The sequence below is a fragment of the Gillisia hiemivivida genome (assembly GCF_007997295.1).
Classification (GTDB): domain Bacteria; phylum Bacteroidota; class Bacteroidia; order Flavobacteriales; family Flavobacteriaceae; genus Gillisia; species Gillisia hiemivivida.
The window spans coordinates 58,535-79,948 of record NZ_VORY01000007.1; the positions used below are offsets into that span (position 1 = coordinate 58,535).

General features: G+C 34.7%; 19 protein-coding genes. 14 read left to right on the forward strand and 5 right to left on the reverse strand.

Annotated elements, in window-relative coordinates:
- Position 1 precedes the first annotated feature (1 nt).
- From ES724_RS08235 to ES724_RS08260, 6 genes are read left to right on the forward strand one after another with little or no spacing between them, the layout of a single operon-like run.
- Positions 2 to 1,174, forward strand: coding sequence for a glycosyltransferase family 4 protein (locus ES724_RS08235; RefSeq protein WP_146931984.1), 1,173 nt, complete (start codon positions 2 to 4; stop codon positions 1,172 to 1,174).
- Positions 1,171 to 2,253 carry a glycosyltransferase gene (locus ES724_RS08240; protein ID WP_146931986.1) on the forward strand — a complete coding sequence of 361 codons (1,083 nt, stop codon included), beginning with the start codon at positions 1,171 to 1,173 and terminating at the stop codon, positions 2,251 to 2,253. Before ES724_RS08235 ends, ES724_RS08240 begins: the two co-directional genes overlap by 4 nt.
- A gap of 4 nt (positions 2,254 to 2,257) precedes the next feature.
- Positions 2,258 to 3,622, forward strand: coding sequence for an O-antigen ligase family protein (locus ES724_RS08245; protein WP_146931987.1), 1,365 nt, complete (start codon positions 2,258 to 2,260; stop codon positions 3,620 to 3,622).
- Positions 3,579 to 4,592 (forward strand): glycosyltransferase family 4 protein, encoded by a 1,014-nt coding sequence (locus tag ES724_RS08250; RefSeq protein WP_146931989.1) that lies wholly within the window; start codon positions 3,579 to 3,581, stop codon positions 4,590 to 4,592. The genes ES724_RS08245 and ES724_RS08250 overlap by 44 nt, the downstream gene beginning before the upstream one ends.
- Positions 4,592 to 5,605: a glycosyltransferase family 4 protein gene (locus tag ES724_RS08255; protein ID WP_146931991.1), complete on the forward strand. Its 1,014-nt coding sequence runs from the start codon at positions 4,592 to 4,594 to the stop codon at positions 5,603 to 5,605. Before ES724_RS08250 ends, ES724_RS08255 begins: the two co-directional genes overlap by 1 nt.
- 58 nt (positions 5,606 to 5,663) lie before the next feature.
- Positions 5,664 to 7,061: a sugar transferase gene (locus ES724_RS08260; protein ID WP_146931993.1), complete on the forward strand. Its 1,398-nt coding sequence runs from the start codon at positions 5,664 to 5,666 to the stop codon at positions 7,059 to 7,061.
- Between the two features lie 118 nt (positions 7,062 to 7,179).
- Here the strand turns inward: ES724_RS08260 and lnt are convergent, their stop codons facing one another.
- Positions 7,180 to 8,766 carry an apolipoprotein N-acyltransferase gene (gene lnt, locus ES724_RS08265; RefSeq protein WP_146931995.1) on the reverse strand — a complete coding sequence of 529 codons (1,587 nt, stop codon included), beginning with the start codon at positions 8,764 to 8,766 and terminating at the stop codon, positions 7,180 to 7,182.
- A gap of 1,133 nt (positions 8,767 to 9,899) precedes the next feature.
- Here lnt and ES724_RS08270 point away from each other — a divergent pair.
- The 6 genes from ES724_RS08270 (at position 9,900) to ES724_RS08295 (ending at position 14,612) form a co-directional block, all read left to right on the forward strand.
- The gene (locus tag ES724_RS08270) at positions 9,900 to 11,207 is read left to right on the forward strand and encodes an IS110 family RNA-guided transposase (RefSeq protein WP_170249868.1); all 1,308 of its coding nucleotides are present in this window, start codon (positions 9,900 to 9,902) and stop codon (positions 11,205 to 11,207) included.
- Between the two features lie 665 nt (positions 11,208 to 11,872).
- Positions 11,873 to 12,211, forward strand: a complete 339-nt coding sequence (locus ES724_RS08275; RefSeq protein ID WP_146931999.1) for a type II toxin-antitoxin system RelE/ParE family toxin — start codon at positions 11,873 to 11,875, stop codon at positions 12,209 to 12,211.
- 19 nt (positions 12,212 to 12,230) lie between these two features.
- Entirely contained in the window at positions 12,231 to 12,542 is a 312-nt protein-coding gene (locus ES724_RS08280) for a helix-turn-helix transcriptional regulator (protein ID WP_146932119.1), read from the forward strand.
- Positions 12,543 to 12,914: 372 nt separating this feature from the next.
- Complete coding sequence (locus ES724_RS08285; RefSeq protein ID WP_146932001.1) at positions 12,915 to 13,247, forward strand: type II toxin-antitoxin system RelE/ParE family toxin; 333 nt, start codon at positions 12,915 to 12,917, stop codon at positions 13,245 to 13,247.
- Positions 13,248 to 13,259: 12 nt separating this feature from the next.
- Positions 13,260 to 13,592, forward strand: coding sequence for a helix-turn-helix domain-containing protein (locus ES724_RS08290; RefSeq protein WP_146932003.1), 333 nt, complete (start codon positions 13,260 to 13,262; stop codon positions 13,590 to 13,592).
- 246 nt (positions 13,593 to 13,838) lie between these two features.
- Complete coding sequence (locus ES724_RS08295; protein ID WP_170249869.1) at positions 13,839 to 14,612, forward strand: CDP-alcohol phosphatidyltransferase family protein; 774 nt, start codon at positions 13,839 to 13,841, stop codon at positions 14,610 to 14,612.
- A gap of 1 nt (position 14,613) precedes the next feature.
- Here the strand turns inward: ES724_RS08295 and lptB are convergent, their stop codons facing one another.
- From lptB to ES724_RS08315, 4 genes are all read right to left on the reverse strand, one after another.
- Complete coding sequence (gene lptB / locus ES724_RS08300; RefSeq protein ID WP_146932005.1) at positions 14,614 to 15,354, reverse strand: LPS export ABC transporter ATP-binding protein; 741 nt, start codon at positions 15,352 to 15,354, stop codon at positions 14,614 to 14,616.
- A 165-nt stretch (positions 15,355 to 15,519) separates the two neighbouring features.
- On the reverse strand, positions 15,520 to 15,876 hold the full coding sequence (locus ES724_RS08305) for a carboxymuconolactone decarboxylase family protein (protein ID WP_146932007.1): 357 nt from the start codon (positions 15,874 to 15,876) through the stop codon (positions 15,520 to 15,522).
- A 1-nt stretch (position 15,877) separates the two neighbouring features.
- The gene (gene tatC, locus ES724_RS08310; protein WP_146932009.1) at positions 15,878 to 16,729 is read right to left on the reverse strand and encodes a twin-arginine translocase subunit TatC; all 852 of its coding nucleotides are present in this window, start codon (positions 16,727 to 16,729) and stop codon (positions 15,878 to 15,880) included.
- Positions 16,729 to 17,694: a KpsF/GutQ family sugar-phosphate isomerase gene (locus tag ES724_RS08315; protein ID WP_146932010.1), complete on the reverse strand. Its 966-nt coding sequence runs from the start codon at positions 17,692 to 17,694 to the stop codon at positions 16,729 to 16,731. The genes tatC and ES724_RS08315 overlap by 1 nt, the downstream gene beginning before the upstream one ends.
- Before the next feature lie 83 nt (positions 17,695 to 17,777).
- Here ES724_RS08315 and ES724_RS08320 point away from each other — a divergent pair, with 83 nt between their 5' ends.
- A complete protein-coding gene (locus tag ES724_RS08320; protein WP_146932012.1) occupies positions 17,778 to 19,973 on the forward strand; it encodes an ATP-dependent DNA helicase RecQ in 2,196 nt (731 codons plus the stop codon).
- Between the two features lie 409 nt (positions 19,974 to 20,382).
- Positions 20,383 to 21,315, forward strand: a complete 933-nt coding sequence (locus ES724_RS08325) for a peptidylprolyl isomerase (RefSeq protein WP_146932014.1) — start codon at positions 20,383 to 20,385, stop codon at positions 21,313 to 21,315.
- Positions 21,316 to 21,414: the final 99 nt, after the last annotated feature.

Sequence of the window (21,414 nt, forward strand, 5' to 3'; positions counted from 1 at the left end):
AATGAGGTTTGCGGTTTTCACACATGTCGAACATATTAAAAGTGCAAATCAAATTTATGCATATGCGCCTTATGTAAGAGAAATGAATTTATGGTTTAGTCAGGCAGAAAAGGTTGAAATTATTGCTCCGGTTAATGACGGAGAAAGAAATCCAATTTTACTGAAATATGATAAATCTGATTTAATTCTTAATCAAATACCTGGAATGAACCTTTTATCTACAAGGTCTGCCGTAAAACTATTTTTTCAACTGCCCATAATTATTATAAAAATGCTTAGGGCGATGTATAAAGCAGATCATATTCATATTCGAAGTCCTGGAAATATTGCACTTATTGCCTGTTTTCTTCAAGTTTTATTTCCTTTTAAGAATAAGACTGCAAAATATGCTGGCAATTGGGATCCTAACTCGGTTCAACCTTGGAGCTATAAATGGCAAAAGAAAATTTTGAGTAATACATTCCTTACCCGAAAAATGAAAGTTCTGGTTTATGGAAATTGGCCGAGCCAATCAAAAAATGTTTATTCTTTTTTTACTGCTACTTTTACTGAGGATGATAAAGTTATGGCGAGGCAAAATTTCGATTACCCTTTTGAATTTATTTTTGTAGGTTCTTTGGTGTCGGGTAAAAATCCATTATATGCTATTAAATTAATTGAATCCCTTAGGGAATTGGGTGTGCCCGCTTCTTTGAAAATATATGGTGAAGGAGTTTTAGAGAAAGAATTGAAAGATTATATTAATAAAAATAATCTAGCTTCAATTATCAGTTTAGAAGGAAATATAGTACTGAACCAACTTAAAAAAACTTATTTAGAATCTCATTTCATCATTCTAGCCTCCCAAAGTGAAGGATGGCCTAAAGCTATTGCTGAAGGAATGTTCTATGGTTGTATACCAATTGCAACTTCAGTATCTTGTGTTCCATGGATGCTTGATAATGGAAAAAGGGGCGTATTAGTTACTGAAGATATAGACCAAACAACTCATTGTATTTTAAATATTCTCAACGATAAATCAAAGCTGCAGAGAATGTCTAAGAAAGCACAAAACTGGTCAGAACAATATACATTGGAGAAATTTGAACATGAGATTAAGAAATTATTAAACCCAATGGAAAAGTTGAGTATAAAAAGCTCCTTTCCCTTCGAGAAAGGCGGGGGTGTGGGATGAGAATACTTCAAATCATAGATTCCTTGAGACCTGGAGGAGCAGAAAAAATGGCAATAAACTTAGCAAATAGCTTAGCAAATAGAATTGAATTTTCCGGAATATGTGCAACTAGAAGAGAAGGATTGCTAAAGATCCAAATTAATTCTGGGGCCCATTATATTTTTTTAGAAAAAAAAAGCACTCTTGATTTAAAGGCCATACTTAAGTTACATAAATATGTGATAAGGAATAGAATAGAGATTTTGCATACACACGGAACATCTTTTTTTCTTGGGGTTATCATTAAATTAATAAATCCAAAAATAAAATTAATATGGCATGATCACTTAGGGAGTAGATCTGTAAAGAGTTTCAAAGACTTTCCATTATTGTATTTATGTTCCAAATTCTTTAATGGAATAATTGTGGTAAATAAAGAATTATTAGTTTGGGTTAAAATCAATTTACTTTGTAAAAAAACTATATTCATACCTAATTTTCTTATGAATGAATTTGATAAGGAGCAACTGGAAAGTCCTCAAAAAAGAAAGTCGGAATTAATAAGCTTAGTTTGTGTGGCTAATTTAAAAAAGCCTAAGAATCATCTTAATCTTGTTAAGGCATTTAAAATAGTGGTAGACCAGCATAAAAATGTTGAATTAAAATTAATTGGTAAAAATTATGAGGATATTTATCAAGAGCAAATTCATGATTTTTTAATGTCAAATGATTTAGAATCTAAAGTCATTTTATTGGGAGAACAAAACAATATATTAAAGCACCTTAGGAATTCAAGTATAGGAATTTTAGCCTCTGATTCTGAAGGATTATCTATGGCAATATTAGAATATGGTATGGCGGGTTTACCTGTTATTATAACTGATGTTGGCGAATGCCCAGATATTATTGGATCTAATGGAAAGATTGTTAAAGTTAATGACCCAGAAGATTTAGCTGAAAATATTTTATACTATATAAATAACGAGAATTCACGAAAAGCAGATGCACAAAAATTTAGAAATATAATTATAGATAATTATACTGAAGATACAGTTATACCTGAATTACTTTTGTTTTATAATGCCATCGGTAATACTTAAAATCATGAGAGAAAGTATTTCTAATAATAACATTCAATATTTAAAACTGCTAGCACTTCATTTTTGTTTTGCTTATTTAGTTTATATATATCGCCCACTATCGACATTGTTAATGTTATCTGCGTTAGCTTATTTTCTATTTATAACTATTCAGAATGAAAACAGAAATAATGAAGCATTAATGGGAGCGGCTTATATTACTGGTGCGGAAGTTTTTTTTAGAATGACAGGTGGGATGGTGTTTTATGAGACGGGTAAGTATATGGTAATTGTTTTTCTTATTGTTGGGATGGTTTTTAAAGGCACCTCTTCTAAGACCGTTCCCTTTTGGACCTATCTTTTAATTCTTGTTCCAGGGATCATTGTGGCATCAATAACCATGAGTCTTGAAGCTGATTTCAGAAAATCGATTGCTTTTAATTTGAGTGGCCCCGTTTGTTTAGGCGTTTCTGCATTATACTGTTACTATAAAAAAATTAAAAAAGAGGATTTCCAGCAAGTGATTTCAATGCTTTTGATGCCCTTAATATCAATCATGTTTTATTTATATTTATATACTCCCACTTTACAAGAAGGACTTATTAATATGTCTGGAAATTATGCTGCTACTGGTGGCTATGGACCTAACCAGATTTCTACAGTTCTTGGGATGGGGGCATTTCTAATAGTTACTCGTTTGTTTACAATAAAGAATAGGTTTATTAATATTATAGATTTCATATTATTGGGATTGATGGGTTATAGAGCTATTATTACATTTTCCAGAGGTGGTGTATTTACAGCCCTTGTATGTATAGCGGTGTTTATAATACTTCATTATTATAAGCAAGAGAGGAAGGAACAAAAGAACACCAATTACAAATTAATATTACTTCTAAGTTCAATTGTTTTAATTTGGGTTTATTCATCAATAAAGACCTTTGGATTAATAGAAAATAGATATGAAAACCGGGACGCAGCTGGACAGCTCAAAGACGATATTACAACTGGAAGAGTTGAACTGGTTACTACTGAATTGGAAGCGTTCTATAAATTCCCATTAACTGGGATTGGTGTTGGAAAAGGTTATGAATACAGAGAAGAAACCTTTGGTATTGATATCGCTTCTCATAACGAAATAAGTCGTTTATTATCAGAACATGGATTGTTAGGTTTATTTGCTTTACTAATTCTTATATTTGTCCCGATACTGTTTTGGACTAAATTTAAAAACAATTATTATTTCTTAGCTTTTATGGCTTTTTGGTTTTTAACCATAAACCATTCCGCCATGAGAATTGCCATGCCGGCCTTTGTTTATGGCTTGGCTTTATTATATATCGTTGATGAGAAAAAACCTCCTGTACATAGGAAACGACTTAGCTATTAATAGCTTTACTGCTACCTACATTTCTTTTTTTAGCAAAGTGCTTAAGAAGGAAGGCTATCAGGTGAGGACTGCTTCCAATAAGAACAACAAAGCATTGCGTTTGGTGGAAATGCTTGGTATGATTGTGAAACATCATAAGTCTACAGATATTGTACTCATAGACACTTACGGAGCCTTAAATTTCTACTATGCTTACCTAGTTGCTAAAGCTTGTCAGCTTTATAATCTGGAATATATTCCAATACTTCATGGTGGTAATTTGCCAACCAGATTGGAAGAATCCAAAGACTTTAGTAAGGCTTTGTTTGGAAAAGCAAAGATGAATGTGGCGCCTTCACAGTTTCTTTATAGAATTTTTAATAGTGCGGGCTTTGATAATTTACAGATCATTCCAAATGCAATAGAACTGGAAAAATTTCCATTTAAGGAGAGGAAGTCCTTTGCTCCAAAAATGCTTTGGGTAAGAAGATTTCAAGGGAGATATAATCCCATGATGTCTATAAAAGTATTAGAGCAATTAAAGAAAGAGTATCCTTTAGCAGAACTTTGTATGGTAGGACCTGAGAAAGATGGGTCGCTTCAGAAATGTAAAGACTATGCAGAAAAGCACGATCTAAAAGTGATATTTACCGGGAAGCTCAAGAAAAAAGAATGGGCAAAGCTGTCTGAAGAATATGATATATTTTTGAATTCTACCAATATAGATAATACTCCCATAAGTGTGATTGAAGCAATGGCTTTAGGTTTAGCTATCGTATCAACAGATGTGGGCGGGATGAAAGATCTAATAGATCATCAGGAAAATGGAGTTTTGGTTCCATGGAAAGATGAAAGATCTATGGTATTAGCGGTTAAATCCTTACTAGAAGATCAGGGACGAACTGCCCAAATGACTTTAAATGCCCGTAAAAAAGTTTCGAATTTCGACTGGGAAAAGGTGAAGGAGAATTGGAATGAATTACTGAATTAATGGCTGAATCTATTTTATATATAGGTAATAAACTTTCAGATCCCAAAGCAAATCCAACATCTCATAAATCCCTTGTCAGAGGATTACAGTCCGAAGGATTTCATATTTATTCTGCTTCTGGATTGAGAAACAAATATCTGCGATTGGCAGATATGATCTTTACTTTTTTGAAATATTCAAACGAATTCAAAGTTGTTTTAATAGATGTTTATAGCACACAAAATTTTTGGTATGCTATTATTTTGGCCAGATTATCAAGATATTTTGGAAAGAAGTATATACCCATTCTTCATGGAGGAGATCTTAAAAACAGATTCGAAAATTCCACCTACGCCACAAAAAAACTATTAGAAAATGCATATCACATAGTTTCTCCTTCAATTTATTATAAAAACGAAGTAATAAAACTGGGATATCAAAAAGTAATACATATTCCAAATCCAATATTTCTTAAGCATTATAACTTTAAGGAGCGCAATCAATTTCAGCCAAAACTTTTATGGGTTAGAGCTTTTAATGATATTTATAATCCGTTAATGGCTATAAAATCTTTAGAATTAATTTTAAAGAAATATCCTTCTGCAGAGTTATGCATGGTTGGACCGGATAAGGACGGGAGTTTAGAAGCTTGCAAGAGATATGCTAAAAGTAAAGAGCTTCCTGTAACATTTACAGGAAAGCTCAAGAAAAAGGATTGGACTTATCTCGCTTCAAATTTTGATATTTTCTTAAACACCTCTAATATAGATAACAGCCCTTTAAGTGTTATAGAAGCAATGGCTCTCGGATTACCAGTAATTACTACGAACGTGGGAGGAATGCCTTTTTTAATTGATGATAAAACAGACGGGCTTCTTATTCAGAAAAATGCTCCTGAAGAGGTTTCTATTTGGGTAGAGTGGATAGTGCAGAATCCATTTGAAACAAAGGAAATTACCAAAAGAGCCCGAGAAAAAGTGCTGAATTTTGATTGGCATAAGATTAAAGAGGATTGGAAGGATTTACTAAGCTGAAAATTTTTATATTTAAACTGAATTCAAACCAAATCGAACCTAAGCTCCCCTAAAGAATATGGCTCAGAAATCTTTAATTCATTTTGATATTTCAGAACGTAAAGTTTTGTTACGAATAATGGATATTTTCTGTGTGCTTTTTACATTAACAATTGTTAGTGTAGTATTCAAATTCGATTATTTCAGCATTACTGCAGACTACTGGGGATGGACGGTTGTTTTAATCGGCTATTTAATGCTTTTTTCAACGATCTTCGAGTTGTACGATCTTCAGAAGGCAAGTAAATTTGAGATTGTTTTGAAAAATGTAATTCTAACAGTATCTGTTACCGTATTGTTCTTTATGTTAACTCCTTATTTTACTCCTAGCCTCCCCGAAAACAGACTCCAGATTTTATTTTTCTTTTTGTCTATGGTAGGGGCATTATTGCTTTGGAGATTTGCATATATCACCCTTATATCTTCTCCGAGATTTTATAAAAAAGCATTGTTAATTGGAGATGTTGCTGAACTTAAGCTGATGGTAGAGGCCCTGCAGAAATCAGATCCTAATTATGTGATTACGGGTTATATAAACACTGGAAGTAAGGAAGATGATTTAGATTATGAAGAGTTACAGCAGTTTGAGGCTACACATTTAAAATCTATTATTGAAGAGCAGCATATTAATGAAATAGTGGTAGCTAGTTCTAAAGTGAAATCTAAGGCCGTAACTGCTTCCTTATTGAAAGATCTAAATAGTTTACTAATTGAAGGCTTTCCTATTAAGGATTATACACAGGTATATGAGAATTTAACCTATCGGGTACCGGTGCAGCATATTGGGAAAGATTTTTATAAATTCTTCCTTTTTAGCCGAAGTAATCATAATAAATTTTACCTCTCTTTTCTCCGTGGCTTCGATATTGTGATCTCTATAATTGGCTTGGCTTTATGTCTATTAATTATCCCATTTGTTTTTGTAATTAATCTGTTCGCAAATAAGGGACATCTTTTTTATACTCAACAAAGGGTTGGTAAGAATGCGAAGTGTTTTGCAATATTGAAATTTAGAACAATGTCCAAGGATGCAGAGATCAATGGACCACAATGGGCAATAAAAAATGATAATAGGATTACAAGCTTCGGAAAGTTTTTGAGAAGGGCAAGACTTGATGAAATGCCTCAGTTCTTAAACGTTTTAAAGGGTGATATGAGCATCATTGGTCCAAGGCCGGAAAGACCAGTCTTTGTAAATGAACTTTCAAAAACCCTCCCTTTTTATAAAACAAGGCATATAATTAAACCGGGCTTAACAGGTTGGGCACAAGTAAAAGCCAATTATGGCTCAAGCCATACGGATAGTCTGGAGAAATTACAATATGACCTTTATTATATTAAACATAGAGGCTTGTTTCTCGATCTGAATATTCTTTTAAAAACCTTCAGTACTATTTTGTTTTATAGAGGGCAGTAATCCCCTCCTAAATCCTCCCCGAAGGGGAGGACTTTAAATCTTAATTTGTATGATGATTCATTACTCCCTTGACTTCGGGAAGGGTTGGGGATGGGATGAAGGGTTGGGGATGGGATGTTTATCGTCTCCTCTTATATTTTACTACAGAAAATAAGAATAGAAATAATGCTAGAAACTGAGAGATCCTCGCAATATAATCCCCGTATATCACATAAAAGGTTTGCTTATTATTTACAGTGATTTCACTTTTAATACTTCCCTGTTTTGCATAGCCTAAGCTTTTGGTAACCTGTCCTGTTTCATTTATGAAGGCTGAAATTCCTGTATTAGCGCTTCTAACCACAGATCGTCTGGTTTCCACCGCTCTTAAGCTCGCGTAACTTAAATGTTGTTTATGCCCCTGCGAATTACCCCACCAGGCATCATTTGTTATTATTGTAAGGAAATCAGCTCCGTTTCTTACATATCCGGTTACATACTCGCCATAAACAGATTCATAACAAATAATAGGTGCTGTAGCTTCGGTATTATTCAGATTAAAAACTTCCCGATCTTCTTGCGTGGTCTTCATAGCAACCGTACCACCCAGATCTATCATTATGTTGCCAAGTATAGGTTTTAAGATATTTTGATACGGAAAATTCTCTACTCCTACTACCAATTTCGATTTGTGATATAAGTCTGGTTCACTTTCAGAATTCATAAAGAATGCTGAATTATAATCGTTATACCAATCTTTGGGTCCAATATAATTACTTTGTTTTCTAACCTTTTTTGGGTCATTGAATCTTTCAAACATTGAGATGCCACTTAAAAAATTTAGATCTGGATGTTTTTTTATTAGTTGATTTCCGAAATAAATAGCTTCGGAACCTTGAAATTGAGATAATGCTGTACCATCTGCAAATACAGTTTCCGGAGCAATCAATAGATCTGTATTTTCTGTAACCAAAGAATCACTTAGTTCTAAAAGTAATTCTCCAATTCTAGTATCGGTGGTATTATATTTTTCGGTGTACGGATTTATATTTGGTTGAAGGATTACCACCTCAATTTTTTCTTTTCCTTCCGTATAATTCGCTAGGATCAAATAGGATAAAGCGATTGGAAGAATAATCATTAAGCTGATCTTAATTGTGCTCCGAATCAAAATCTCCTTTTTTCGGTGTTCCTTATAAAGTAAAAGGAATTTAAAAACAGCGATGTTTACAAGCCAGATCCATAAGGTTCCACCAAAAGTTCCGGTGTATTCATACCATTGGATCCAGTTTATATAATTGGAAAATCCATTCCCTAAGTTTAACCAAGGCCAGGAAAACTCCCAATTTAAATGCAATCTTTCGAAAACTATCCACAAACAGATCAGAAAGGCAGAGGAGGCTTTAAAATTGGTTCTTTTGGCAACTATATGATAGAGTAAAAATAACAAGGCCATCAAAAGGGAATTCACCAAAATTGCGAAAGAACCTCCAAACGGAGTGGAAAAATATAACCAATATGTAGTGATCAAATTCCAGAGGAAGAAAGTGAGGTAGCTATAACCTAACACCTCTAATTTTAAAAATTTTGTGCTAGCTGTTCTTAATTTATATTCAAGATATAAGAGCGGTACAAAAGCAAAAAACAACAAAAGAGGAAAACCGTAAGTGGGCCAAGCGAAAGCCAGTAATAATCCGGAAAGGATTGCGTAAAAAAGGTTTTTCATAAAAATTAATTCTATTCAAAAATAGCAAAGACTTTTATATTGGGCGACCCATTAATGAAATTCTTATGTATATCTGCTTTACATCCTAATGGATATTTAAACCTTTAATCCCTCAATGAATGTTTAATTCTCCGTCCCGATAGCTATCGAAATGCCTCGAATTTTTAATAGTATTTTCCTCCCGAGCAATCTGGACATACCTTTTGGGCCCGCCCGTACCGTTAGGGCGGGCTTACCCCGAGGTTCTTGATTTAATGCCAAATTTTTGTTTTCCCGACGCTAAAGGGAACAAAAATTTTAGATTTATTCCAAATTTCGAGAATATGATCACCCTTTAGGGCTGGGGCAAAGGCATATTCGGTTTTGAGATATTAAAATTAACTTTTAGGACTTTTAATGGATACACTTGAATTCTTGGCTAAATTGAATTTGTGATGCTAATGTTACTGATTTTCAAATTTTTGCTAGTAATCATTTTTAATCCCTCACTGAGGGTTTAATTCTCCGTCACGATAGCTATCAAAATGCCTCGAACTTTTAAAAGGATTTTCCTCCCGAGCAATCTGGACATACCTTTTGGGTCCGCCCGTACCGTTCGGGCGGGCTTACCCCGAGGTTCTTGATTTAATGCCAAATTTTTGTTTTCCCGACGCTAAAGGGAACAAAAATTTTAGATTTATTCAAATTTCGAGAATATGATCACCCTTTAGGGCTGGGGCAAAGGCATATTCGGCTTTGAGATATTAAAATTAACTTTTAGGACTTTTAATGGATACACTTGAATTCTTGGCTAAATTGAATTTGTGATGCTAATGTTACTGATTTTCAAATTTTGTGATAGTGATCATTTTTCAATAATTTTAATGTATATCCGTTTATTGTCCTAATACGATTTCGTCACCCTGAGACCCGTGATAAAAAAAATTACCTAGCGTAGGATTTTGACGTAATTTTAATGGTAAATATAGTGAACCACAAATTAACCGATATAAGTATAGTGTTTCATACCTGTGCCTGAGTATGGTTTTAGAAAATATTGTTAGCGATGTTGGTGCTCAATTTTTCTTGATGCCCGAATGGTAGTCTTGCAAAGCTGAAAGATTTTCTAAATGTGGTTTTTAAAATTATTGGCCATGAAAAAAATTAGAACACATGCTGCGGGTATAGATATAGGTGCCCGCAAAATTTTTGTTGGACTGGAAGGTAAAGAAGTAAAAAGCTTCGACACTTTTACGGATGATTTGGAAGCGGCAGCGTCTTACTTATTGGAAAATAATGTAGATACTGTTGCGATGGAAACAACTGGGGTTTACTGGATAATCCTGTTTGATATCCTTGAGGCGCGAGGACTTGATGTTTGGCTGGTAGATGGGAGAAGTACTAAGCAAGTACCAGGTAGAAAGACTGATGTAAAGGATTGTCAGTGGATACAACAACTGCATAGTTACGGCCTATTGAACAAGTGTTTTGTGGCAGAAGACCTGATAAAAGAGCTGCGTAGTTATCAGCGCTTAAGAGAAGATCATATTCGCAGCGCCGCAATGCATGTTAATCACATGCAAAAAGCTCTCACGATAATGAATATACGCTTGAAAGAAGTTTTGAGCCAAGTGCATGGAGCAAGCGGTTTGAAAATCATTAGAGCCATTTTAGCTGGAGAAAGAGATCCTGATATTTTAGTAAAAATGTGCCATAGCAGTATTCTGAAGACTAAAAAGGAACTGATAATAAAATCATTAAAAGGCCATTATAACGAGGCGGGACTTTTTGCTTTAGAACAGGCAGTTATTTGTTACGACTTTTACCAGGAGCAAATAGTTCGCTGTGACAGAAAATTAGAAGAAGTGCTTAGAAAGATGAGCTATGATAAGCCCTCACAAAACAATCCAAAAGCTCCCAGAAAGCCTATAAGACACCACAAACCTGAGATAAAGAATATGGATAATTACCTGTTAAGAATATTCCATAATAAAAATGCAACCGTCTTACCCGGTATTACCGATTATAATTGGTTGCAGTTGTTGTCTGAGGTTGGCACTGATCTTAAAAAATGGAAAACAGAAAAACATTTTACCTCTTGGCTTGGTCTTGCGCCCAAACAGCATCATTCAGGCAAGATGAGAAAAAACTATAAATCTAAAGGGCAACCCAAGGCCGGACTAATATTTAAACAAGCTGCAACTAGCCTGCTCAACAGTAAGAATATTACACTGGGAGCATTCGGTCGAAAAATTAGAGCAAGAAAAGGACCTTCAGTGGCTATTAAAGCAGTAGCACGGAAATTGGCTGAATTATACTGGAAATTGTTTGTAAAGGGACTAACCTACGTGGAAGAGGGAATTAAAGCTTATCAAGAGAAAATACTGCTGAACAAGCAAAAGAGCTTGTTTAAAATGGCTAAAGAAATGGGTATGGTAATTAGCTATAATACAGCAACTTAGAAAATACGTCAATGGTAATTTATTTCAAGGTCTCCCTTTATTGTATTCATTTACAGATTTATGAGATTCTGAAACTAGTTAGCATTGACGTAATTCCAAGAATCTGGAATACACTCCTTTTGGTCGGTAATGATTTGTTTAATATTTGAGATTGTTCATTTTCTTGCTATGCTTTCCTCTCGTTTCACTCGTCCGAAGCAATCAAAACGAACCAAAAACCCGCCTGAACATTTCGGGCAGGAATGACACTTTTTGTAGGTGTTTCCAATTGTGCTCCCGCATAATTAGAACCCTACTTCCACGGCTAAATTTTCTCCAAGCCCGCCTGAACGGAACGGGCAGGGCTTCGAAAATTTTACGCCGTGGAAGCACTACACTTGCAAAAAAGAAGTTCTTAAGAAAATAAATTTACTAAGAACCATCAAACGTCAAAAACCTACGCTAGATAACTTATTTACCACTGGTTTCAGATGACGTCTTTTATTAGTTTAGGATACTTTACGAACAATCGCTAATTTTATTCAGGTTTTTTTTATGCTCTTTCCGCAGCCTATTAAGTTTAGAAGAGACCTAAAAAAAATTGAATGTAAAACCAGAAATTTATCTGCAAAACAAAATAGTTTCCTAAATAAGAAACAATTATCTTTGTAAAAACATTAAATTGAATGAACCCAAAATTTAAGGTTGAATTACTTGAAGAAGTAAACGATTTTTTAAATGGACTGAATGAAAAGGCACGCGAAAAAATCATTTATAATATGCGCAAAGCACAAGCTGTAAGTGACCACGAACTTTTCAAAAAATTAAACGATAATATTTGGGAGTTTCGGACTCTTCATAACAAAACCAAATATCGACTTTTTGCATTTTGGGACAAAACAGACAAAACCGAAACTGTTGTCATATCAACTCACGGAATCGAAAAGAAATCCTCAAAGACACCGAAAAAAGAAATTGAAAAAACCGAGAGGATAATGAAACAATATTTTGATGCTAAAAAATAAAGAGATGGAAAAGAAAGGAATGAAAACTTACAGTTTGGACGAAGTGACCGACAAATACATCGGAAAGAAAGGTACGCAAAAAAGAGACGAATTCGAGAACGAACTTCGTCTTGATCTAATCGGAAACGCAATTAAACAGGCTCGAAAAGAACGGAATTTAACTCAAGCTCAACTTGGAGAATTAGTCGGTGTCCAAAAGGCACAAATTTCAAAACTCGAAAATAATTTGACCGATGCTAGATTTGAGACAATTTTAAAAGTTTTTAAGGCATTGAACGCAAAAATTAATTTTAATGTAGAGTTGCTAAACCAAAATCTGAAACTAACCTAAGGGGCGGTGAAGCATTACTTTTGCAAAAAAAATAAATTGTCAAAACAATTTTTCTGCCAATATTTTTATCGCGGAAACTTATTTCGCAGCAAAATAATTTACCACTGGTTTCAGGCTAAAGAAATGTACAGATTACCGACTAGAAGAAAATGCTAATTATTAATATTTGAATACAGTAATGTTAGGTGAAACTTTTAAAAAAAGAAGTTAGCCAATTACTTAGATTAGTTCAGTTCCTTCTTTTTATTTTTGATCTTGCTTTAGAAAATCTATTTTATAGTAAGTTACTTCTAAAATTTCTACAAAGAATAAGTTTCTATATATTGAAACATTTGATTATCTTTGAATTATCATAACCAGACAAAATAGAGAATGGAAAAGAAGTTTGAGGTTATATTTTTGGATCAAGCAATTGATTTTATGAATAAGTTAGATTCGAAAACTCAAAATAAAATTTATTACCATATTGATAAAGCGAAATTGGTAAATGATCCCAAATTATTCAAAAAATTGGAAGATGATATTTGGGAATTTAGAACAAAATTCACTGGACTTCAATATCGATTATTGGCATTTTGGGATAAAACACAGAAAATGGAAACGCTCGTTTTAGCAACACATGGAATTATTAAGAAAGTAGATAAAGTTCCAAAAAAAGAAATTGAAAAAGCCAAACATATTAGAGCTGAATATTTCGAACAATAAAGACTAAAGCTTATGGAAACTAAAAGAAATAAGATGAAAATGATGACGCTCGACCAAATGAAAGACCAGCATATCGGTGAAATTGGAACGGAAGAAAGAAACAAATATGAATTTGACTTAAGATTGGATATTCTTGGAGAAATGATAAAATCAGTTAGAAAAGAAAGACATCTAACTCAAGAACAACTAGGGGAATTAATTGGCGTCCAAAAATCTCAAATTTCAAAGCTAGAAAAGAGCGCTAAAAATGTTACGATAGAAACTATTTTAAAAGTTTTTCGAGCATTAGAAGCGAACATAAAATTTAGTGTAGAAATGAATGATTCGGAATTTAAAGTAGCTTAGAACAAGAAATAATAAAGCTAAGATCGGTTAAGCGCAAATAGCGGGTATTTGAATAAAAAGTGAAATCTATACTGTTTATCAGTAAGTTAATAGCAAGTCTCAAGTTTTGTTTCTTTCAGTGCAGCGGTCTTTTGTCTTTAACCTGACATTGCTGATCTGAATAATTATTTATAATTGTATTATTTTTAGAAGCTTTTGATTTCAAATAATTACTTTAGAACCCTGAAAGAAATAATCAAGATAAAAATGAAAAAACACATTCCTAATTTAATCACAGCCTTAAATTTGTTAAGCGGAACAATAGCCGCAATATTTGCAGTTCAAGGCAACCTTATAATGGCTGCATTATTTGTAGGATTAGGTATCTTTTTTGATTTTTTTGATGGATTGGCTGCAAGAGTATTAAATGTGAAAAGTGAAATAGGTTTGCAATTAGATTCTTTGGCAGATATGATAACGAGCGGTTTAGTTCCCGGAATTATTATGTATCAGTTGTTTTTGAGAGCACTACCTGGAACAGTAGATACAACTGCAGATAGTTGGAGTGCAGAAGCCGCGAATACTTGGTTTGAATGGGATATCCCTTTTATAGCATTATTAGGCTTATTGGTGGTTGCCGCTTCTGGGTATAGATTAGCAAAATTCAATGTTGACGAGAGACAAACTGACTCCTTTATAGGGCTTCCAACGCCTGCCAACGCAATGCTCATTTTAAGCTTACCACTCATATTAGTATATCAGCCGCATCCAATTGCTGTGGCTTTAATACTTAACGAATGGTTTTTGGTGGGATTAACTGTTTTTAGTTGCATAATGCTAAATGCAGAAATTCCGTTGTTTGCATTGAAATTTTCAGATTGGTCTTTTAAGCAAAATAAATTAAGATATTTCTTTATTGCTTACTGTTTAATAATGATAGTCCTTCTTCAGTTTATTGCTATCCCATTGATTATTGCTAGTTATATATTGCTATCAATTATTTCAAATAAAAGCGAAGCTAAAAAAGAGGTGCTAGTATAATCTAATCGAAGATCTTCTTTTTTCTTAACTCGAAATTCTGGCCTAGATAGACCTTTCTAACCATTTCGTCTTCAGCTAATTCTTCGGGACTACCGTGTTTAAGGATGTTTCCTTCAAACATGAGATACGTTCTATCTGTAATAGCCAAGGTCTCCTGTACATTGTGGTCTGTAATTAGAATCCCGATATTTTTATTTTTCAACTGTGCTACGATTCGCTGGATGTCTTCCACCGCAACTGGATCTACTCCGGCAAAGGGTTCATCTAAAAGGATAAAATTAGGATCTGTTGCAAGGGCGCGAGCGATTTCTGTACGTCTTCTTTCTCCACCGCTCAATAGATCACCTCTGCTTTTTCTAATGTGGCTAAGTCCGAATTCTTCGATCAATGACTCCATTTTTAGGTGTCGTTCTTTCTTGGACATTTTTGTGAGTTCTAAAACACTCATTATATTATCCTCGATACTTAGTTTCCGGAAAACCGATGCCTCTTGCGCCAAATAGCCAATTCCGTATTGGGCTCGTTTATACATCGGGAATTTAGTAATGTTTTCATTGTCCAAGTAAATGGTGCCGCCATTGGGTTTTATAAGCCCAACGATCATATAAAAGGAAGTGGTTTTTCCAGCACCATTCGGCCCTAGTAATCCCACAATTTCCCCTTGGTTTACTTCCACAGTAATCCCTTTCACAACCTGCCGGCCTTTATATGATTTTACTAAATTTTCGGCTTTTAACTTCATAGATGTAATTCTTGAACTAAGTTAAGCTTTAATCCTCATTGAGGACTTAATTCCCCGTTCCGATAGCTATCCGGATACCTCGAATTTTATAAATATTCTCTAAAAATACTTCGTGCACTTGCCCCCGGGATTCCTGATTAGGAGCAACGAAAAGACAGATGAAGACTAAACTTTTTCTGTACTAGTTTCTAGTTCTTCCCAATATTCATAAGCTCTTCTTAAATGCGGTATAACAATGGTGCCTCCAACTAAAGTAGCAATACTTAGGGCTTCCATAACCTCTTCTTTCTTTAAGCCGTGATTATAAGAAGTCTCCAAATGGTATTTTACACAGTCATCACATCTTAATACTGTAGATGCAACTAAGCCTAATAACTCTTTGGTCTTAACATCTAAAGCTCCCGGTGCAAAAGCATTAGTGTCCAGATTGAAAATTCGCTTTATGATCTTATTATTGTCTCCTAAGAGCTTCCCGTTCATGCGCTCTCTGTAAGCATTGAACTCTTCAACATTATTTGTCATTTTATTCTTTTCTAGCTAATTTGTTTTTATTCTCTCTTTCTTCTTTCTGAAGTCTTTTATATACGAACTTAGATATGAAAATACTTATTTCATATAATATCAATACTGGGATGGCTACAATTATCTGGCTTACAATGTCTGGCGGAGTTATAATTGCTGAAAGCACCAATACCCCGATCAAAGCATATTTCCTGTATTTTCTTAAAAAATCTGGGGTAAGTACTCCTACCTTAGTAAGAAAGAAAATCACAATAGGCAGCTCAAATATTAAGCCACTTGCTATAACTGAAGCTCTCACAAGACTTATATAACTACTAAGATCAAATTCATTTAAAACAATTTCACTTACTTGATATTTTCCTAAAAAATTTATAGATAATGGCGTAATTACATAGTATCCAAAAAGGACTCCAATAAAAAACAAAAGGGAAGAAATAAATATAAATCCCCTCGCATTACTACGTTCGTTATCCTTCATTGCCGGAGCAACAAATTTCCAAAATTCATATAATATATATGGAAAGGCAATTACAAATCCAGCTGTTATTGCTACCCAAATATGAGCTGAGAATTGACCCCCCATTGTTCTGCTTTGAATTCCGAAAGGCATTACATTATTGCAAAATCCTCCATCTACTCCAAAAAACGAGGTTACTCTACATAGAATATCATAAGTCCAGAAATCGGCCTGACTAGGTCCAAAAAGTAACACGTCAAATATAAAGCCTTTGGCTAAAAATGCTATTGTCGCAGCTATTAGAACTGCTAATGTAGATCGTATTAAATGCCATCTTAAATCTTCTAAATGATCCAGAAAAGACATTTCTTCTTCTGGCTTACTAACTTTTCCCATTATATAATTCCTTCTCGTATTAAGTTATGAATATGCACAATTCCTGCATATTTTCCATCTTCAACAGCAATAAGCTGAGAGATTTTATTTTTTTCTAAAATAGCTAAAGCTTCCACCGCCATCATATCCTGAGGCACTGTTTTAGGGTTTTTACTCATAATATCTGCAGCCGTAAGATGTATAAACGCATCATTATTTCTAAGCATTCTACGAATATCCCCATCTGTAACGATTCCAATTACTTTTTCCTTTTCTATCACAGCAACTACTCCAAGCATTTTTTCGGAGATCTCAATAATTACATCTCTTACATTTGTTATTGGTGAAACTTGTGGTAATTGGTTTTGCGCTGTGATATCACTAACACGCAAATATAATTTTTTTCCCAAAGCACCTCCCGGATGATATTTTGCAAAATCTTTACTTGAAAACCCTCTTAAATTTAGCAAACAAACAGCTAAAGCATCACCTAAAACCAATTGTGCCGTAGTACTGGTGGTTGGAGCTAAATTATTTGGACAAGCTTCCATCTCTACATACGCATTTAAAACAAAGTCAGATTGCAATCCTAAGAAAGAATCCTTATTTCCGGTAATGGCAATAAGTTTATTGTGGAAGTTCTTAATGAGTGGCACCAAAACTTTGATCTCTGGAGTATTCCCGCTTTTGGATATGCATATTACCACATCATCTTTGAGGATAGTCCCTAGGTCACCATGAATAGCATCTGCTGCGTGCATAAAAACAGATGGGGTGCCCGTGGAATTGAGAGTTGCAACTATTTTGTTTGCAATAATGGCACTTTTTCCTATTCCTGTAATAATTACCCTGCCTTTTGAGTTATATATGCATTCAACGGCATCAGAAAAATCTTTGTCTATTAGATTTTCAAGGTTAGCAATCGCTTTTGCTTCAATGGAAATGGTGTCTTTGGCAACAGAAAGGATTTTTTCTTCTAGTTTCAAATATGTATAATTATGAATTGTGAATCCTAAAGAAATATGTATCTTTATTAATGCAAATGTAAATAAAATTGTAACACGATTTAATGAGCTCTACTGAAATCGATTTACACCAACAACTAAAAAAGTACTTTGGATTTAGTCAATTCAAAGGTCTTCAAGAACAGGTGATTAAAAGTATTGTGAACAAACACAATACCTTTGTAATTATGCCTACCGGTGGTGGGAAGTCACTTTGTTATCAACTCCCAGCTTTAATTGAAGAAGGAACTGCAATAGTAGTTTCCCCTTTAATTGCCTTAATGAAAAATCAAGTGGATGCTATTCGCGGGATTTCTTCTGAATATGGCATAGCGCATGTGCTAAACTCATCTTTAAATAAGTCTGAGATCAAGCAAGTGAAAGAAGATATTACCAATGGTGTGACCAAACTGCTGTATGTAGCCCCAGAATCTCTAACAAAAGAGGAGAATGTGGAATTCTTAAGAGGGGTTAAAATCTCTTTTATGGCTGTAGATGAAGCTCACTGTATTAGTGAGTGGGGTCACGATTTTAGACCAGAATATAGAAACCTAAGACATATTATAAAACGGATTGGAGATAATATCCCTATTATTGGGCTTACAGCAACTGCTACCCCAAAAGTACAAGAGGATATCCTTAAGAATCTTGGAATAACAGATGCCAAGACTTTTAAAGCAAGTTTTAATCGTCCCAATTTGTATTATGAAATAAGACCAAAAACAAAAAATGTAGATGCAGATATTATTCGTTTTGTTAAGCAAAATGATGGAAAGTCTGGTATCATCTATTGTTTAAGTCGTAAGCGGGTAGAGGAATTGGCGCAAGCACTTCAGGTTAATGGCATTAAAGCAGTTCCTTACCACGCTGGTTTAGATGCTAAAACACGTATCAAACATCAGGATATGTTCATTATGGAAGATATAGATGTCGTGGTGGCAACTATTGCTTTTGGTATGGGGATAGACAAACCAGACGTGAGATTTGTAATTCATCATGATATCCCTAAGAGTTTAGAGAGCTATTATCAGGAAACTGGTCGTGCAGGAAGAGATGGGGGAGAAGGCCATTGTCTGGCATATTATGCCTATAAGGATATTGAGAAGTTGGAAAAGTTTATGAGCGGTAAACCTGTTGCTGAACAGGAAATTGGGCATGCATTGCTTCAGGAAGTGGTTGGTTATGCCGAAACTTCTATGTCTCGTCGCAAATTCCTACTTCATTACTTTGGAGAACATTTCGATGAAAAAACAGGCGAAGGAGCTTCAATGGATGATAATGTCCAAAACCCTAAAAAGAAACATGAAGCTAAAGATGAGGTTGTGCTTTTGCTGAAAACAGTTAAAGAAACCAAACAAATATATAAAGCTAAGGAAGTTGTAAATACATTGATAGGAAAAGCGAATGCTTTGATCGTATCGCACAAGACAGACGAACACCCATTATTTGGACAAGGTAAAAATAGGGAAGCTCTATATTGGACTGCTCTTACCCGTCAAGTACTGGTAGCTGGAATGCTAAGAAAAGATATAGAAACTTACGGAGTTGTAAGAATTACAGATAAGGGAAAAGCTTTTATTAAAGACCCAAGCTCCTTTATGATGACAGAAGATCATATTTATGACTTCTCTCAAGATACTTCAAATACCCAAAAATCCGGTAGTACCGATGTAGACGAACAATTAGTGAAGATTCTAAAAGACCTTCGGAAGAAAGTGTCCAAAAGCCTGAATATACCGCCAAATGTTGTTTTTCAGGATCCTTCTATCCAGGACATGGCATTAAAATACCCCATTTCTATAGAAGAACTCAGTAATATTCACGGGGTTGGAGAAGGAAAGGCCAAGAAATTCGGACAGGAATTTGTGGAAGTTATTAGCAACTATGTTGAGGAAAATGATATTATTAGACCAGATGATTTTGTAGTGAAATCTACAGGTGCTAACAGTGGGCTTAAACTCTATATAATCCAAAATGTAGATAGAAAATTGCCTTTAACAGACATCGCTTCTGCAAAAGGAATGGAGATGAATGAGTTTATCAAGGAAATGGAAGCTATTGTTTATAGTGGAACGAAGCTTAATATTGATTATTGGTTGAATGATATTTTGGATGAAGATCAACAGGAGGAAATCCATGAATATTTTTTAGAAGCCGAATCTGATAAAATAGAAGAAGCTATTGAAGAGTTTGATGGCGACTATGATGATGAGGAATTACGCCTTTATCGAATTAAATTCATCAGTGAAGTAGCTAATTAATTTTTTAGTTGGAGACTGGAGACTAGAGACAAGAGACAAGAGACAAGAGACAAGAGACTGGAGACTGGAGACTGGAGACTGGAGACTGGAGACTGGAGACTGGAGACTGGAGACTGGAGACTGGAGACTGGAAAATTTTGACTGGAGACTGGGAACTGGGAACTGAAAACTGGAAACTGGGAACTGAAAACTGGAAACTGGTAACTGGTAACCGAGAACTTTATACGGGAAACTGAAAACTGAAAACCGAGAACTGGAACTCCAAACCCCAAACCCCAAACCCCAAACCCCAAACCTGAAACTTCACACCTCCCTCTTTAATACCCATTAATTCTTAAAATCTCCCTAAGCTTATATAAGTTACTTTTTCAAATTACTATCTTTGCGACAATAATTAAAAATTAGCGTTATGCAAGATGGATTATATGCCAAGTTTCATACATCAAAAGGTGAGATATTGGTAAAATTGGAAAATGAAAAAACACCTGGAACTGTTGGGAACTTCGTAGGACTAGCAGAGGGTAATTTAGAAAATAAAGCGATCCCACAGGGGAAACCTTATTATAACGGATTGAAATTCCATAGAGTAATACCAGATTTTATGATCCAAGGGGGAGACCCAAAAGGGAACGGAACTGGTGGGCCTGGATACAACTTTGAAGATGAAATTCATCCAGAATTAACTCATGATGCTCCTGGAAAGCTTTCTATGGCGAATGCTGGACCTGGAACAAATGGGAGTCAGTTTTTTATTACACATATTGCAACTCCTTGGTTAGATGGTAAACATACTGTTTTTGGAAATGTAGTAGAAGGGCAAGATGTTGTAGATGCAATTGCTCAAGGAGATAACTTGGACAAAGTTGAGATTATTAGACAAGGTGCTGAAGCTGAAAAATTTAATGGAGTAGAGGAATTTCGCTCATTTAATGGTGCTAAAGCAGAAAGAGAAGCAGCTGCAAAAAAGAAGCAAGAAGAATTAATGGGAGATCTGTCTCAGGGATTTGAAGAAACTGCAAGCGGACTTAAATATAAAATTGAGCAAAAAGGTGATGGAGTTAAAGCTGAAAAAGGGAAGACCGTTTCAGTTCATTATAAAGGAATGTTGCCAGATGGTAGTGTTTTCGATTCTTCTTATACCCGTAATCAGCCAATAGATTTTAAATTAGGAAAAGGTCAAGTGATCCAAGGTTGGGATGAAGGAATTCAGTTGTTAAGTGTTGGAGATCAGGCAAGATTTGTGATCCCTTCTCATTTAGCTTATGGAGCGCGTGGAGCTGGCGGAGCAATCCCTCCTAATGCAACTTTGATCTTTGATTTAGAATTGGTCGCAGTTAAATAATTTTATCTGTATATCCGTAAAGTGTCATAAATTGATTAAGTACGTCATTCTGTCCCGACGCTTCGGGAGTTTCAGAATCTTAGCACGCTAATAAGCAGC